The organism is Acinetobacter sp. DL27 (assembly GCF_055810995.1).
Map to the genome: position 1 here is coordinate 1413172 of NZ_CM147947.1, position 15209 is coordinate 1428380.

Consider the following 15209-nt stretch of genomic DNA (forward strand, 5'->3'; position numbering starts at 1 on the left):
AGATGTTAAATCTTAGTGGTGGTGACCACCAGCACCGTGCGCATGGCCGTGCTGTAATTCTTCTTCAGTTGCATCGCGGATTTCTACGATTTCAACTTCGAAAGTTAAGTCTTGACCAGCAAGTGGGAAGTTCGCATCAACAATTACGTTTTCGCCTTCAACTGCTTTTACAGTTACGATTTGAACGCCATCATCAGTTTGAGCTTGGAACTGCATACCCGCTTGGATGTTGTCTACGCCTTGGAACATTTGCGCTGGAACTTCTTGAACGAGTTCAGGGTTGTATTCGCCATAACCTTCAGCAGCAGGAACAGTAACAGTGAATTTTTCACCTACAGTTTTGCCTAGCAATGCATTTTCTAAACCTGGGATGATGTTACCTGCGCCGTGCAAATATGCAAGTGGTTCACCTTGTGATTGGTCTAGCGTTTCGCCTTCAGCGTTAGTCAATTTGTAGTTGAAAGAAACCACGTGATCATTTGCGATAGCAGTCATGTTTTTCGTCCATTCATTTAGAATTTAAGGGGTATATCATAAAGTGAAAAGCAGCTTTTGTAGACTAAATTTAGCAAAAAACTGCATTTTCCACGTTCTTATGGCGTTTTTTTATTAGTGGGGACGCATTTTTAGATTTCAATGCAATTTTATTTTCGGACCGACTTTTTTATTCATCAGGTCTTTTGCGGTCATCAGCCCAGCTTGGGTATAGCCATGTAAGGTGGCCTGATGGAGTCGATATAAAGAAACATACATGGTTTTTGCCAGCACGCCTTGCACATTAACTTGGCCCAGTAGCTCGCCAACAGCTTTGTATTGACTGAGGGAAACCAAAGAGCCTTTGTCAGAAAATTTAAACATCGGCAAAGACTGACCACGAATACGTGCTTTGAGCGCACGAACCAAAAAGGCCGCTTGTTGACTGGCCACTTGAGCGCGTGGGCCAAGGACTGGTTCATCGGCCGCGGGCTGGCAGTGAGCACAATCGCCAAAGGCAAAAATGTTGGGGTCGGAACGGGTTTGCAAAGTCGCATAAACTTTAAGGCGGCCAATCGCATCTTTTTCAAAGCCTTCAAGCGCATTTAAAACGACAGGCGCTTTGATGCCCGCTGCCCAAACTTTAAGATCGGCATCGATTTGTGAGCCGTCAGCAAAATAGACATGGTCTTTATCTAACTTTGCAACACGGTGATGGGTGAGGACTTCAACGCCAAGCTTTTCCAATTGAGTATGGGTGTGATTTGCCATTTTGGTGGATAGGGCGGGAAGAATACGATCCGCTGCCTCAATCAAGGTCACTTTGACTTTATTTGGGTCAATTTTATTGAGACCGTATTTAAAAAAAGTACTTTTCGCATGGACCAATTCGGCTGCAAGCTCGACTCCTGTGGCACCTGCACCAATAATCGCAATATTTAGTGCGCGTGTTTCAGGGCGGTTTTGTGCATCTAAATACAAATGTAGAAGGTCTTGCTGGAAAATTTCAGCTTGCTGGCGACTGTCGAGGAAATGGCAGTAATGTTTAGCGCCTTCGGTCGCAAAGTCGTTAGAGGTCGAACCGACGGCTAGGACTAAGGTGTCGTAGTTGAGTTCAAACTGCGTAGTTTCAGTGCTTTGTTTGGCATATTGGCGTGCTTCAAGTTTTACTTGTTTATGTTCTTGGTCTAAGCCGACAAAACGACCCCAAACAAACTCATAATGATGTTTAGACGCATGTGCAAAATAATTAATTTCTTCAACACTTGGGTTGAGTGTACCTGCCGCAATTTCGTGGAGTAAGGGTTTCCAGATATGAGTGAGGTTTTGATCGACGAGGGTGATTTTCACCCACTTGGATTTTGCGAAGCTGTCACCGAGTTGCGTTGCTAACTCTAGACCACCAGCACCACCGCCAATAATGACAATATGGTGTGGCACTTGTTCTGTTTGTACAGCCATATGAAGCAACCTATTTATTATTAAAAAAAAGAAGATGACATTGAATATGCCATCTTCTTGATTTATTGATAATTAGATTGTCTTACAAGTTACATAAAGTATAAAACTAGGAATACTGCTCGAACTTAACCGAGTGTATAGGTTTTTACTTTAGGTTCATCGCTTGATAAAAATGGAAACAAGCTTTTGAACCAAAACATTAGTCGTTGGAAAATATTGGCTTCTTCAATTTGTACATCTTCTTCAATGGTGAACGTTTGAATGAGCTGATTGTTTTGATAGACCTGAACTTTTGCCAGTTGCATCACTTCAGCCAGCGGAGCGGTCAGCTTGTTTTGCAACACTTCAATATTGAAATGCGTTTTTGTAGACTCTAATGGATCAATGCGTTGAAGAGTGCCATTGCCTGTATTGAGCATAATACGTTGGTTGGTCTGGTCAAAGGCATGTAAGTCAATGGCATATGGTTGATCGTACAGTGATGTGGTCACAATTTTCGGTTGCTTACTTTCCACTTTGAACATTTTCAATGTCGATTTGACTACAGGCAGTTCTGCGATAATTTGCTTATCTTTCAGCGCAACTTCGTTACGAGTATAGGTATAAGACAAATTCATGAGGTTGTGTGCAACTTCAGCACGCTTTGCTGCGCTTTCTGTACCCAAAACGATGACCACTAAGCGACGGTTTGGACTATCTAGATTCATGGTCGGGCGGTTTGCTGTCAGCGCTAAATTGTATCCCGCTGCTTTGGTATAACCTGTTTTTAAGCCATCTACTGTCGGGTCTTGTTTTAATAGAATATTGGTTGCACGGTGAAAGCGTTGGTTATAGCTAAAACTTTGCTGTTTTGAATAGTATAAATAGTCTGGCGTTTCATTCACCAAGGCTTGGCCTAATAGCGCTAAATCATGTGCGGTCGAATAGTGCTCTGGCATGGTGATACCCGCAGGGTTTTGAAAATGCGTTTCAGTCATTCCCAGTGCTTTGGCTTCTTGGTTCATTCGTGCAACAAAGTTTGGAATATCACCCGAGATGCGTTCCGCTAAAGTCACTGCTGCGTCGTTGGCAGACATGACCACTAAACCCGCTAGAAGCTGATCCACAGAAATCTGTTCACCTTGTTTTAAGTACATTTGGGATTCATCCCACATCACCGTACTGACCACAGGTGTTGCGGTAAGAATTTCGCTCTTATTGAGCTTTCCTGCATTGATTTCTTTGAGTGCAATATAAGCCACCATCATTTTGGTGAGCGAAGCGGGTGCACGTTGAACATGACTATTATGCTCTGCAATGACTTGCCCCGATTGGCTGTCAAAAACTGTCCAAGCTTGAGCTTCAACTGTTTCAGGAACAATGTTGAGCAATGCCGCTTGAGTGAAACTTGAACATAAGGCGAAGAGTGTAGCGATGAAGTAGATGACAGCTTTCAATGAAATTCCCTAACCAAGCCATTCCGTGACTTTTAAACCTAAAACAGCTGCAAATGCTATGCCTTTTTTTCCTCAATGACCAGTCAAAAATGCAGACAAATGTGACTGTGACGCAAAACTGGCGTAAATAATGCTAAGCTAAGTTATAACTCATTTCATTTTATTTTGTATCGCCCATTATGTTGCATTATCAGATCGAATTTGACGATTATCGTCAGCACCTTATACACGTGACTTTACGTTTTGTAGCAGACCCAACACAGGTACTTTCATTACCGACTTGGATTCCGGGTAGTTACCTCATTCGCGAGTTTTCAAAGCATATAGAGTCGGTTCGTGCTTATGATGAAGAAGGGCGTTTGTTAGAAATTCAAAAATTTGAAAAGAATAAATGGCGTCTTTTTAATACTGACCATGAATTGATTACGGTTGAATATGATGTCTATGCCTATGATCTGTCGGTGCGCGGTGCGTATGTAGATCAAACCCGCTTATATGTAAACCCTGCATGTGCTTGCTTAGGTTTAGAGGGGCAAGAAAACAAAGCAGTTGAAGTTGAACTGTTCCTTCCTGATGAGCTGAAACACTTCCAATTGGCTACCGGTATGGCTTCAAAAAGCCTCGTTAAAGGTCGTTTTACCTTAAAAGCCAAAAACTATGCCGAGCTGATTGATGCACCATTTGAGTTGGCAGAGCAGACTCGTTTGGGTTTTGAAGCCAATGGCATTCCACACGAGTTTGTGGTGTCAGGTAAACATGCCATGAATGCTGCACGTATGCAGCAAGACATTGAAAAAATCTGCGCAACAGAAATTTCAATGTTTGGCTCAGCGCCATTTTCAAACTACACCTTTATGACGATGGCTACAGCAAATAGTTATGGTGGTTTGGAGCATCCAAATTCAACCAGCTTGATTAGTCCACGTGAAGACTTACCAAAAGCCAATGAGCCTGAAGAGCCGTCTGAAGACTACCAACGTTTCTTAGGTTTATGTAGCCATGAATACTTCCACTCATGGTTGGTCAAATTCATTCGTCCTGAAAACTTTGTCAATTATGATCTAAATAAAGAAGGCTATACCTCTTTGCTTTGGATTTTTGAAGGTTTTACGTCTTATTATGATGACCTGATTTTGCTACGTAGTGGTGTGATTTCCCAAGCCTCATATATCAAACTACTCAAAACGCAGATTGATCGCTATTTACAAAATCCGGGTCGTTTTGTTCAGTCTGTGTCTGACTCTAGCTTTGATGCATGGGTGAAATTTTACCGTCAGGATGAAAACTCGAACAATGCAGGCACTAGCTATTACAACAAAGGCTGTTTGGTTGCACTATGCTTAGACTTAGGTTTGCGCTTACGTGGTTCAAGTCTAGATGCACTTATGCGTAAACTTTATGAGAACGCGCAAAAGGGCATACAAGTACATGAGCGTACGATTGTTGAGTTGTGTAATGAGCTGACAGGTGATAACTGGATTGAGCAAATCAATCACTTAATTAACACCACAGATGAGTTGCCGCTGGATCAACTTTTCCCTGAATTTGGTTTAAGTTATAGCCTGAAAAATGACAAGTCATTACCGCTAGGTTTAAAGCTTGTAGATAAGCCAGAAGGCGTGTTGGTACAAAGCGCGCGTCGTGATGGTGCTGCGGCTCAAGCTGGCCTTTCTGCCCATGATGTGATCATTGCGATTGATGGTCTCAAAGCAACGGTGAAACTGGTAGAAAAGTATGCCAAGCAAGAAGGCTCGTATAGCATATTGGCATTCCGCCGTGATGAGTTGATGAGCTTTGACGTCAAAGCTGCTGGCTCAGAGCTGACGGAAGTTGAATTGAAAGTTGAAGACCAAGCAAAAGCAGAGAAGTGGTTCAAGGCTTAGTCCCTAAGCCACTTTATTTGATTCTGTACAGACAAAAACCGATGCTTAGGCATCGGTTTTTTATGCGCTTATTTATGTGCATTAACTACCACGGTAAGTGGAATAGCCATATGGGCTAATTAACAGCGGGATATGGTAATGATCCAATGAGCCATCAATTACAAACACCACGGGCACTTCAGGAAAGAATGAGCGCTGATTTTTTTGGCGAAACCAATCACCTGTTTTAAAGGTAACTTTGTATACACCTTTTTGTAAGGCCGTATCTTTGGGATATAAATCATTGATTCGACCTTGGTCGTCGGTCGTGCTTGAGCTGATTTCTGTCCATTTATCATTTTGTTGGGCTTCAAGTGTCACTTTGACATTGGCAGAAGGGAGACCATTTTCCAAATTCAGCACATGGACGCTCAATGGATTTTGAGCAAAACACCAAGAAGAAAAACCAAGTCCAATGAGCGGAAGCAGCATTTTTAGCATTGAATTGACCCTTACCGTTGCAGGAAAAAGATTCAGTTTAACCAACCCTATAAAAAACATAGGTTTAAAAATGTAAAAATGGGGGAGTACGCGTAGAGGGTTTATGTATCAATATTTAAGCTGCGGCATGATGAGTGGCTCTTCCGATTTAAATTTAGCGATGAGAAAAGTCATGCTTATGCATGTAGGGCTACAAGACTGTAAAACGATTTGAAGACTGTATTATGTGAAAAATATCTGTTGTTGTGGCTTAAATGAGGTAAATAACACATTTCGCTAAAAAATTTGTTTATTTGCTAAGCAAAAGCTAAAGCCTTGTGGAAAGACGTGATTTTGAAAAACGAAGGCTGTAGTGGTATTTTCTGGCGAAATGTCGTTATCACTGGATATTACGTTGACTGGAAAGCCCTGAGGGACGATACTTTCAGGGTTTTATTCAAGCACATCGGTTCGCAGGGGTTGAGCCAGAAGCTCATCACCCTAAAAAACTCAATCTAACGCAAGGGGCTATATATGGCTGGTGGAAAGTCAACCATCATTTACACACTGACCGACGAGGCGCCATTGCTAGCGACTTATTCGCTACTGCCGATCATTGAGACCTTTACTAAACCTGCTGGTGTAGAGATCGTTAAAACTGATATCTCTGTTGCCGCACGTGTTCTCGCAGAATTCTCTGAATACCTAAAAGAAGAGCAAAAAGTCCCAGACAATCTTGCAGAACTAGGTCGTCTTACCCAAGATCCAGATACTAATATCATCAAACTCCCGAATATTAGTGCCTCTGTTGCTCAGTTAACAGCATGTATCAAAGAGCTTCAATCAAAAGGCTACGCGATTCCTGACTATCCTGAAAACCCAACCACTGAAGACGAAAAAGCGCTTAAAGCACGCTATGGCAAATGTCTTGGTTCAGCTGTAAACCCTGTATTGCGTGAAGGTAACTCTGACCGTCGTGCACCAGCTGCAGTGAAAAACTATGCGAAAAAACACCCGCACTCTATGAGCGAGTGGAAGCAATGGTCTCAAACTCACGTTTCTCACATGGATGAAGGTGACTTCTACCACGGTGAAAAATCGATGACTTTAGACCGTGCACGTAATGTGAAAATGGAACTCATCACCAAGTCTGGTGAAACGATTGTTCTGAAGTCAAAAGTTGCACTTCAAGACGGCGAAATCATCGACTCAATGTTCATGAGCAAGAAAGCGCTTTGCGATTTCTATGAAAAAGAACTTGATGATTGTAAAGAAGCGGGAATTTTGTTCTCTTTACACGTGAAAGCAACCATGATGAAAGTTTCGCACCCGATCGTTTTCGGTCACTGTGTGAAAATTTACTACAAAGATGCTTTTGAAAAACACGGTAAATTGTTCGATGAGCTAGGCATTAACGTAAACAACGGTATGGCTGGTCTTTACGAGAAGATCGCAACTTTACCGACATCTTTACGTGAAGAAATCATCGAAGACTTACATGCTTGCCAAGAACACCGTCCTGCACTTGCAATGGTTGATTCGGCGAAAGGCATTACAAACTTCCATTCACCAAACGACGTAATTGTAGATGCTTCTATGCCTGCAATGATTCGTGGTGGCGGTAAAATGTGGGGTGCTGACGGCAAACCTTATGACTGTAAAGCAGTAATGCCTGAGTCAACTTTTGCGCGTATCTATCAAGAAATGATCAATTTCTGTAAGTGGAATGGTAACTTCGATCCACGTACGATGGGTACTGTGCCTAACGTTGGTTTAATGGCGCAAAAAGCTGAAGAATATGGTTCACACGACAAGACTTTTGAAATGTCTGAAGCGGGTGTTGCAAACATCACTGACCTAGAAACTGGCGAAGTGTTAATGACTCAAAATGTTGAGGAAGGCGACATCTGGCGTATGTGTCAGGTGAAAGATGCACCGATTCAAGATTGGGTAAAACTTGCAGTAACTCGCGCTCGTAACTCTGGTATGCCAGCAATCTTCTGGTTAGACCCTTACCGCCCGCACGAAAATGAAGTGATCAAGAAAGTACAAAAATACTTGAAAGACCACGACACTGCTGGTTTAGACATTCAGATCATGTCTCAAGTACGTGCAATGCGTTATACACTTGAACGTGTAGCGCGTGGCCTAGATACGATTTCTGTAACGGGTAACATCCTACGTGACTACCTGACTGACTTGTTCCCAATTATGGAATTGGGTACTTCAGCGAAAATGTTGTCTATCGTTCCGTTAATGGCGGGCGGTGGTATGTACGAAACTGGTGCGGGTGGTTCAGCACCTAAACACGTACAACAGCTTGTTGAAGAAAACCACTTACGTTGGGATTCTTTAGGTGAGTTCTTAGCACTTGCAGTATCGCTTGAAGAGTTAGGCATTAAAGAAGACAACGCTCAGGCGAAACTTCTTGCGAAAACTTTAGATCAAGCAACTGGCCAGTTACTTGACAATGGCAAGTCTCCATCACGTCGTACAGGTGAACTTGATAACCGTGGCAGCCACTTCTATTTAGCGAAGTTCTGGGCTGAAGCGCTTACTGCACAAGATGAAGATGTTGAGTTGAAAGCGAAGTTTGCGCCACTTGCGAAAGCACTTGCTGAAAACGAAGACAAAATCATTGCTGAACTTGCTCAAGTTCAAGGTCAAGCTGCTGACATCGGTGGTTACTATGCTGTAGATACAGCTAAAGTAAATGCTGTAATGCGTCCAAGTGCTACGCTTAATGCTGCACTTGAAACTGTTTAAATTTAACAAAATCGGCTTTTAGTCGATGATGTGAAAAAGCCGATGCGAATGCGTCGGCTTTTTTGTTATTCAATCTGTAGGTAAGGATGTTACTAGCAATTTAATTCTTGAATTATTAAATTATTTCAATGAAATATACTCTCTGCATACACTTAATAATGCTGAATTAGCACATTTGAATTCATGATCGAAATTTGTTCGATTGTCTCTAAATTCTAAGAAGTCTACATTACACCAAGGATAAAACATTTCTAAATAATTTAAATAATCTTGTAAAAACTCCCAATTTTTCTCATCAATTTGACCTTCAAGCAATACTTGTAATTGTTGTACTTTTGAACGTAAGGGAACGGCTATTTCGATAAGTTCAGCATAAGAGTATTTGTACTCTGATTCTTTTGTTTCGATTGAAAATGTATAAGTTAAGACATAAATCTTAGAGGTGAATTGCCCATGTAGCTCCCAGATTTCAGTGATCAATTTTGAAATGAGAGAAAGATTATGTTGGCTTTTCCAGTTTAGAACCAAAACGGCTGCAGTTATTGCTGCAAAAGTTGTTGCTGATGCACTAAGTAAAGATGCAATTAAATTTAAAGTGCTTTCAGGTATTTTTGATTCAATTAACCATTCACCAAATGATAGATAAAGAATATTAATAATAATAAAAAAGGTGAGAATAAAGAAAACGATATAGGTAGAGCTGAATAGCTTTAATAATTTAGTTGATAATTTTCTGATCATATATTTTAGTTGGAGTGAGTAATATTAAATATATTTGATTGAATGCTAGATCGAACAAGATAAATAGTTTAGTTAAATATGCTTGAAATATCATTAAGCAATAGCAAATAATAAAACAAAGCCCACTTTCGTGGGCTTTAAAATACTTAATTTTCAACGACCATTACGTCCGCGACCACGTGGAGCTTTCGTATTTGGACGTGTTGTACCATTGGTTTTACGCTTTGGTTTCTCACTATCATCCATTTGCCAAATACGCTTTGTACCTGACTTTTTCACAGAACCATCTTTGTTCTTACGAACCATAGGCTTACCACCTGTACCACCCGGTTTTTTCACATAAGAGCGTGAACGGTAAGGTTCTTCCGCAGGAATATTTTGAAAGTCAGGGTATAAAAGTGGTTCGATTTCTTTAGTTTCGCCTGGTTGTAAACCCATTTGAACCAAATCAATTGCACCAATTTTAGTACGGATTAAACGTAAAGTAGGAAAACCTACAGCAGCAGTCATGCGACGTACTTGACGGTTACGGCCTTCACAAATTGAAATTTCGACCCAAGAAGTCGGCACAGACGCACGGAAACGTACAGGAGGATCACGCTCCCATAACCACTCAGGTTGTTCAACTTTAGATGCTTCAGCAGGTAAAGTCATACCATCTTTTAATTCTACACCTTTACGCAACTGCTCAAGGGCTTCCTCAGTGACATCACCATCGACCTGAACCAAATATGTTTTAAATTTTTTATTGGCAGGGTTGGTGATGTATTGGTTCAAACCACCATGGTCGGTTAAAAATACCAAGCCTTCAGAGTCCATATCCAAACGACCAGCCAAGCGCAAAGTAGAGTCGCTGACAAAGTCAGACATCGTCATATGTGCTTCATCTTTACGGAACTGGGAGAGGACGTCATAGGGCTTATTCAGGATGACGATTTTCATAGTCAATAACTTCTGTAATTACATAAAATAAGAAATATCAAGATTTATTTAATAGAGAAATGTAGTTATTTCTCGTATAAATCTCAAAAACAGCGGAATTCGATTAAGCTATTATGCGATAAGAAGAGTGGAAAGTATTGTCTATCGGCAATTATTTTTTAAATTTGCCAATTATAATAAAAGGGAGCACCTGCAAAATGGGTTATCAGAAGATCATCGTTCCTGCGGATGGTAGTAAAATTACCGTAAACGCAGATTTATCATTAAATGTTCCAAATCAACCGATTATTCCTTTTATTGAAGGCGATGGTATTGGTGTTGACATTACACCAGCCATGAAAACTGTAGTGGATGCTGCAGTACAAAAAGCATATGGTGGTAAACGCTCGATTGAGTGGATGGAAGTCTACTGCGGTGAAAAAGCCAATAAAATTTATGGCTCTTATATGCCAGAAGAAACTTTTGATGCGCTACGCGAGTTTGTGGTTTCAATTAAAGGCCCCTTAACCACACCCGTCGGTGGGGGCATTCGTTCTTTGAACGTGGCGCTACGCCAAGAATTAGATTTGTATGTCTGTGTACGCCCTGTACGTTGGTTTGAAGGCGTACCATCACCTGTTCAGCACCCTGAACTGACCGACATGGTTATTTTCCGTGAAAACTCAGAAGATATTTATGCAGGAATCGAGTGGAAAGCCGACTCTCCTGAAGCGAAGAAAGTGATTAAGTTCCTCAAAGAAGAAATGGGCGTGACTAAAATCCGCTTTGAAGATAACTGTGGTATTGGGATTAAGCCTGTATCGAAAGAGGGAACGCAGCGTCTTGTGCGTAAAGCGATTCAATTTGCGATTGATAATGATAAGCCGAGTGTGACCTTGGTTCACAAAGGAAACATCATGAAATATACCGAAGGGGCGTTTAAAGAGTGGGGCTATGAGCTTGCGATGGACCGTTTCGGTGGTGAGCTCATTGATGGTGGGCCATGGGTAAAAATTAAAAACCCAAAAAATGGTAAAGACATTATCATTAAAGATGTGATTGCCGATGCATTCTTGCAGCAGATTTTAATGCGTCCTGCGGACTATTCAGTGATTGCGACTTTAAACCTGAATGGTGATTATATTTCTGATGCACTGGCTGCTGAAGTTGGAGGGATTGGTATTGCGCCAGGTGCGAATATTGGTGGGGCGATTTCTGTTTATGAAGCCACGCACGGAACAGCGCCAAAATATGCCGGGCAAGATAAAGTCAACCCAGGCTCCATTATTCTTTCTGCTGAAATGATGCTACGGGACATGGGCTGGGTAGAAGTGGCAGATTTGATCATTAAGGGGATTTCAGGGGCAATTGAGGCGAAAACAGTCACTTATGATTTTGAGCGATTAATGCCAAATGCAACCTTATTGCGTTGTTCAGAGTTTGGTGAGGCTATTATTGCGAATATGGAATAAGCTTTAAGCTGAATCTGTAGAAACCCGCACATACTGCGGGTTTTCTTTTGTTGGCTTGAAAATAGCTGTGGAAATAGGTTTGCAATGTAAAACTAGGTTAAAGGATTCGTGCTTTCAGTGAGTATAGGTAAGGTTAAATAAAAAGGAGAGTTGATTATTAACCACAATTTATACATGTAATTACAATGAAGTACTTTGATACAGCTTATAGCTTGGGTTTTTAGCTGAGTGATGTATGGTGGTCTTTGTCGAATGTTACGGCAGATGATGAAGGAGTAGTCTCGTGGCTAATCAACAAAATCAACAGCAGAACAATCAGCAGCAACGTCAACAACAACCGAATCAACCGCAAGAACAACCAGATCAACAACAACAGCAACAACAACCCAAACCAAATCAAGGTCAGCAAAAACAGCCGAATCAAAACCAACCGAACCCAGATCAGCAACAACGCTAGGCGTATTGCTATTTCATGAACGAATGTTAAAGGTATTTCAAGGAAGAATCGATCAAAGGGAGTTGAACCAAAGGAGGACCTTATGTCGAATAATGTTGTGAAAACATTAAAACAGAAGATCAAAGCACGTTTAAAAAAGATTTCTAAGCATCAGTCTAAGCTGAAAGCCTTAGAGAAAGAACTGAAGAAACGTAAGTAATTTATGAGGTTTATTTGAAGCAAAGCCCTCATTTTATATGAGGGCTTTGTCGTTACATTTGTAAGATATCTTTCAATATATGAAGCATTTAGTATGAATAAGTAAGTTTATCTTATTTTCATATCTAAAAATTAGCTGAGTAGTTGAATCATGTCTCGTTTAGTTCTGAGTGGAGCTATTTTAAGTACAAGTCTGTTGATGAGTGGATGTCAGCCACCCGCTTCGGGTGAAGCAGCAGGTTTGAGTTATCCATATTTATATTGGCAGTTGTATAAGACACCTTTAGCAAAAAATTTAAATGTGCCTGTACAAGGTGTAAGTCATAAGCAGATACAAGATACTTGGGGGGCTGCACGTGGTCAGGGACGAAAACATCAAGGTATTGATATCTTTGCTAAACGCGGAACACCTGTCTTAAGTGCCACATCAGGCATTGTCTTGGATGTCGGCATCAATAGTTTAGGTGGACAAGTGGTATGGGTAATGGGACCAAACTTAAGCCGTCACTACTATGCACATTTAGATGCTTATGCGCCTAATATTCAAACGGGTGATTGGGTTGAAGTAGGAGAGGTATTGGGTTATGTCGGAAACACTGGCAATGCCAAGAATACGCCACCACATTTGCACTATGGAATTTATAGGACTGGAAAAGGAGCCGTAAATCCTTATCCGTATTTAACTTTAAATGCATTGAAATAACTGAGCTTTGATTTACAGCTGTAAAAGTTCGAATGCGTGAATTGTATTGGTTATAGAAGGCACATCAATTGAGCTCTTTTCTTATTCTTACACCTTACGTTTGTAATATTTAGGAGTAAGTTAAAAATATCACTACGTATTTAATATAGGCGACTCTCTATAGCGCTAGTAGGTTAAAACTCTTTTTTGATTCTCTTCAATGTGAAGGCTTAAAAGGCCTCTTTTTTAGTTGTTGGATTGGAGGTGGGTGTCGTACGGGTAAAATAAAACAATTGCAGTGTTCCTAAACCGAGAACTCCCGCAGCAAGCATAAACTGAGAGTGATATGACCAACCCAAATGCTGCAAGGTACTAAAACTTAAACCACCGACCAGCTGGACCGTTGCAAAGCTGAGTGTTGCCATACTCCACAACTTTTTATAGGCCAAACCGTAGAGTTGTAAGATGGTGTAGGAGGTGAGAAAGACCACCGCAGGGTTCAGTAGGCCTGTGAGAAATGAAGACAGAAGCGTAAATACAGGCGAAAAACTCAGAACCGCAATAAAAACTGCCGCAATATAGACACTGTATAAAATCTTTAAAGCCAGAAAATTGCCAAATTTACGCGCTAAAGCATAAGCTGTCGCTGCACCCAAAGCGCTACCTAAGCCGTATAAAATCCAGTTGAAATTAATCCAATATAAATTTAGCGTTAAAACATGGCTTAAATAATCAATCCAAAACAAAGAATGGGGAATATACGCAAAGGCACTGCAGGCATAAACAATGAGTAAGCTATAGTAAATTTTATTCACTGTATAAGTCTGGGGCTGGCTTGTAGGGATACTGTGCAGTTGTTTTTGGAAAGGGCGAACAAGTATCCATAATAACCATGTAATGACAAATGCAAAGCCACAGAGAATGAACCATGCGCTGCTGATTGCAATACGGTCTAAATACGGCATAAACAGCGTGGCCGCCAATACGCCAATCCCTATTCCACTAAATCCAATCAGGTTAATTTTAAAACGGTGCTGTAACTCACTGCACTGCGCCACAATACTGGGTGATAGAATCATCAGCAAACCACCGCCGATACCTGAAATGATGCGCCACACCAAATACCAAACTTCGTTAAAATGCGAAAATGCACAGGCAAACAGACTGATTGAACCAAAGAGCGCAGCAAAAATGATATAGATCGGCATTTTTGCATTTTGTGGCAACTTCATCGCCCAAAATGCGCCGATCAGATAGCCCAGCAGATTGGCACTACCGAGTAGGCTGGCGAAATTGTGTGACCATTCATAGGCTTCGCGAGTGGACGGCAGTAGAGCGGTATAAGAAAAACGTAAGATGCCAATTCCCAAGCACATACTCAGGCAGAGAAAGAGACTCAGTTGTACGGTGCTTGAGAACGTCCTGTTCATCATAATTTGACTATTTGTTTAAAAAACACACTTGAACTATAAGATGAAATTTACAATAAAACAATCGAGTAATGTTCGCCTTTAGTCGAGCCGAATAAAGGCGCAGTCAATTTACTCAGTGTCTTTAAGTGCGTTAATATCCACTGCATCACCAATGGTATAAAAATGCCCGCCTGCAACATGATGGATACTTTTCCATTCATCTGCGGCTTCATGGTAGTACCAATGGCCATCTCTAAAAACACGATCATCTGCATAAGCGGCAATGACTTTGCCAATAAACAAGTCATGTTGCTGTTGATTATGTGGTTCAGGAATAAGTTCACACAGAATCCATGCACTACAGCCTTTAACCACTGGAATTGGGCTGTGACCAAACTGAAAAAGTTCGACTCCACACTGACGTAACTTTTCAGGAGCATCATATTGACTGATCATGCCCAGTGCGTAGACCATTTTCAGCTGTTTAAGTGTAGGGACTTGCAGAGCAAATAGACCTGATTTTTCAATAATACTGCGGGTTTTCGTAGATTTATCGAGGACGACCGTCACTTTGGCGGGGTTAAACTCTAGGGCACATGCCCAAGCCGCGGCCATGACATCGGTGCTTTCATTATCTTGACTGGAAACCAGCACGGTCGGGCCGTGGTTGAGTAGCCGATATGATTTTTCTAAAGGGACGGGCAGAATGTGAGGATTAAGCAGAGATTGATTCATTTAAAAGAACACTTTAACAGCCGTTTAAATGCTTTATACCACATTCTAAAACTGCCAATTCAGTCTAAATTTGTACATTCAGCGTGGAATATGGCGCAAAACAGTAAGCCCG

Annotated in this window: 13 protein-coding genes; 5 read left to right on the forward strand and 8 right to left on the reverse strand. The window is 41.2% G+C overall.

Annotation, left to right across the window (positions count from 1 at the left end; genetic code table 11):
• Positions 1 to 12: 12 nt before the first annotated feature.
• The 3 genes from slyD to AC0KVP_RS06790 all read right to left on the reverse strand — a co-directional run bounded on the left by slyD (position 13) and on the right by AC0KVP_RS06790 (position 3371).
• On the reverse strand, positions 13 to 495 hold the full coding sequence (gene slyD / locus AC0KVP_RS06780) for a peptidylprolyl isomerase (protein WP_004696728.1): 483 nt from the start codon (positions 493 to 495) through the stop codon (positions 13 to 15).
• A gap of 138 nt (positions 496 to 633) precedes the next feature.
• On the reverse strand, positions 634 to 1935 hold the full coding sequence (locus AC0KVP_RS06785; RefSeq protein WP_473339827.1) for an NAD(P)/FAD-dependent oxidoreductase: 1302 nt from the start codon (positions 1933 to 1935) through the stop codon (positions 634 to 636).
• A 125-nt stretch (positions 1936 to 2060) separates the two neighbouring features.
• Positions 2061 to 3371, reverse strand: a complete 1311-nt coding sequence (locus AC0KVP_RS06790) for a D-alanyl-D-alanine carboxypeptidase PBP6B (RefSeq protein WP_473339829.1) — start codon at positions 3369 to 3371, stop codon at positions 2061 to 2063.
• Positions 3372 to 3550: 179 nt separating this feature from the next.
• Between AC0KVP_RS06790 and AC0KVP_RS06795 the strand changes: the two genes are divergently transcribed.
• Positions 3551 to 5254, forward strand: coding sequence for a M61 family metallopeptidase (locus AC0KVP_RS06795; protein ID WP_473339833.1), 1704 nt, complete (start codon positions 3551 to 3553; stop codon positions 5252 to 5254).
• A gap of 81 nt (positions 5255 to 5335) precedes the next feature.
• Here the strand turns inward: AC0KVP_RS06795 and uraH are convergent, their stop codons facing one another.
• Complete coding sequence (uraH, locus tag AC0KVP_RS06800) at positions 5336 to 5734, reverse strand: hydroxyisourate hydrolase (protein ID WP_058951816.1); 399 nt, start codon at positions 5732 to 5734, stop codon at positions 5336 to 5338.
• Between the two features lie 513 nt (positions 5735 to 6247).
• Between uraH and AC0KVP_RS06805 the strand changes: the two genes are divergently transcribed.
• Entirely contained in the window at positions 6248 to 8479 is a 2232-nt protein-coding gene (locus AC0KVP_RS06805; RefSeq protein WP_473339836.1) for an NADP-dependent isocitrate dehydrogenase, read from the forward strand.
• A gap of 120 nt (positions 8480 to 8599) precedes the next feature.
• Here the strand turns inward: AC0KVP_RS06805 and AC0KVP_RS06810 are convergent, their stop codons facing one another.
• On the reverse strand, positions 8600 to 9220 hold the full coding sequence (locus AC0KVP_RS06810) for a hypothetical protein (protein ID WP_005401096.1): 621 nt from the start codon (positions 9218 to 9220) through the stop codon (positions 8600 to 8602).
• Positions 9221 to 9373: 153 nt separating this feature from the next.
• Positions 9374 to 10162: a pseudouridine synthase gene (locus tag AC0KVP_RS06815; protein ID WP_005401097.1), complete on the reverse strand. Its 789-nt coding sequence runs from the start codon at positions 10160 to 10162 to the stop codon at positions 9374 to 9376.
• Positions 10163 to 10359: 197 nt separating this feature from the next.
• Between AC0KVP_RS06815 and icd the strand changes: the two genes are divergently transcribed.
• The 3 genes from icd to AC0KVP_RS06830 all read left to right on the forward strand — a co-directional run bounded on the left by icd (position 10360) and on the right by AC0KVP_RS06830 (position 12971).
• Complete coding sequence (gene icd / locus AC0KVP_RS06820) at positions 10360 to 11613, forward strand: NADP-dependent isocitrate dehydrogenase (protein ID WP_473339840.1); 1254 nt, start codon at positions 10360 to 10362, stop codon at positions 11611 to 11613.
• A gap of 283 nt (positions 11614 to 11896) precedes the next feature.
• On the forward strand, positions 11897 to 12070 hold the full coding sequence (locus tag AC0KVP_RS06825; RefSeq protein ID WP_004696738.1) for a hypothetical protein: 174 nt from the start codon (positions 11897 to 11899) through the stop codon (positions 12068 to 12070).
• 349 nt (positions 12071 to 12419) lie between these two features.
• The gene (locus tag AC0KVP_RS06830; protein WP_473339843.1) at positions 12420 to 12971 is read left to right on the forward strand and encodes a M23 family metallopeptidase; all 552 of its coding nucleotides are present in this window, start codon (positions 12420 to 12422) and stop codon (positions 12969 to 12971) included.
• 209 nt (positions 12972 to 13180) lie between these two features.
• Here the strand turns inward: AC0KVP_RS06830 and AC0KVP_RS06835 are convergent, their stop codons facing one another.
• Together AC0KVP_RS06835 and AC0KVP_RS06840 are read right to left on the reverse strand one after the other, a co-directional pair.
• Positions 13181 to 14383 carry a YbfB/YjiJ family MFS transporter gene (locus tag AC0KVP_RS06835; protein WP_473339844.1) on the reverse strand — a complete coding sequence of 401 codons (1203 nt, stop codon included), beginning with the start codon at positions 14381 to 14383 and terminating at the stop codon, positions 13181 to 13183.
• Between the two features lie 108 nt (positions 14384 to 14491).
• Positions 14492 to 15097 (reverse strand): flavin reductase family protein, encoded by a 606-nt coding sequence (locus tag AC0KVP_RS06840; RefSeq protein ID WP_473339845.1) that lies wholly within the window; start codon positions 15095 to 15097, stop codon positions 14492 to 14494.
• Positions 15098 to 15209 lie beyond the last annotated feature (112 nt).

Excerpts from the sequence above, each read along its gene's own strand:
- AC0KVP_RS06805 (WP_473339836.1), top strand. The coding sequence starts at position 6,248 with ATGGCTGGTGGAAAGTCAACCATCATTTACACACTGACCGACGAGGCG.
- icd (WP_473339840.1), top strand. The coding sequence starts at position 10,360 with ATGGGTTATCAGAAGATCATCGTTCCTGCGGATGGTAGTAAAATTACC.
- AC0KVP_RS06815 (WP_005401097.1), bottom strand. The coding sequence starts at position 10,162 with ATGAAAATCGTCATCCTGAATAAGCCCTATGACGTCCTCTCCCAGTTC.
- AC0KVP_RS06810 (WP_005401096.1), bottom strand. The coding sequence starts at position 9,220 with ATGATCAGAAAATTATCAACTAAATTATTAAAGCTATTCAGCTCTACC.
- AC0KVP_RS06830 (WP_473339843.1), top strand. The coding sequence starts at position 12,420 with ATGTCTCGTTTAGTTCTGAGTGGAGCTATTTTAAGTACAAGTCTGTTG.
- AC0KVP_RS06785 (WP_473339827.1), bottom strand. The coding sequence starts at position 1,935 with ATGGCTGTACAAACAGAACAAGTGCCACACCATATTGTCATTATTGGC.
- slyD (WP_004696728.1), bottom strand. The coding sequence starts at position 495 with ATGACTGCTATCGCAAATGATCACGTGGTTTCTTTCAACTACAAATTG.
- uraH (WP_058951816.1), bottom strand. The coding sequence starts at position 5,734 with ATGCTAAAAATGCTGCTTCCGCTCATTGGACTTGGTTTTTCTTCTTGG.
- AC0KVP_RS06795 (WP_473339833.1), top strand. The coding sequence starts at position 3,551 with ATGTTGCATTATCAGATCGAATTTGACGATTATCGTCAGCACCTTATA.
- AC0KVP_RS06840 (WP_473339845.1), bottom strand. The coding sequence starts at position 15,097 with ATGAATCAATCTCTGCTTAATCCTCACATTCTGCCCGTCCCTTTAGAA.
- AC0KVP_RS06835 (WP_473339844.1), bottom strand. The coding sequence starts at position 14,383 with ATGATGAACAGGACGTTCTCAAGCACCGTACAACTGAGTCTCTTTCTC.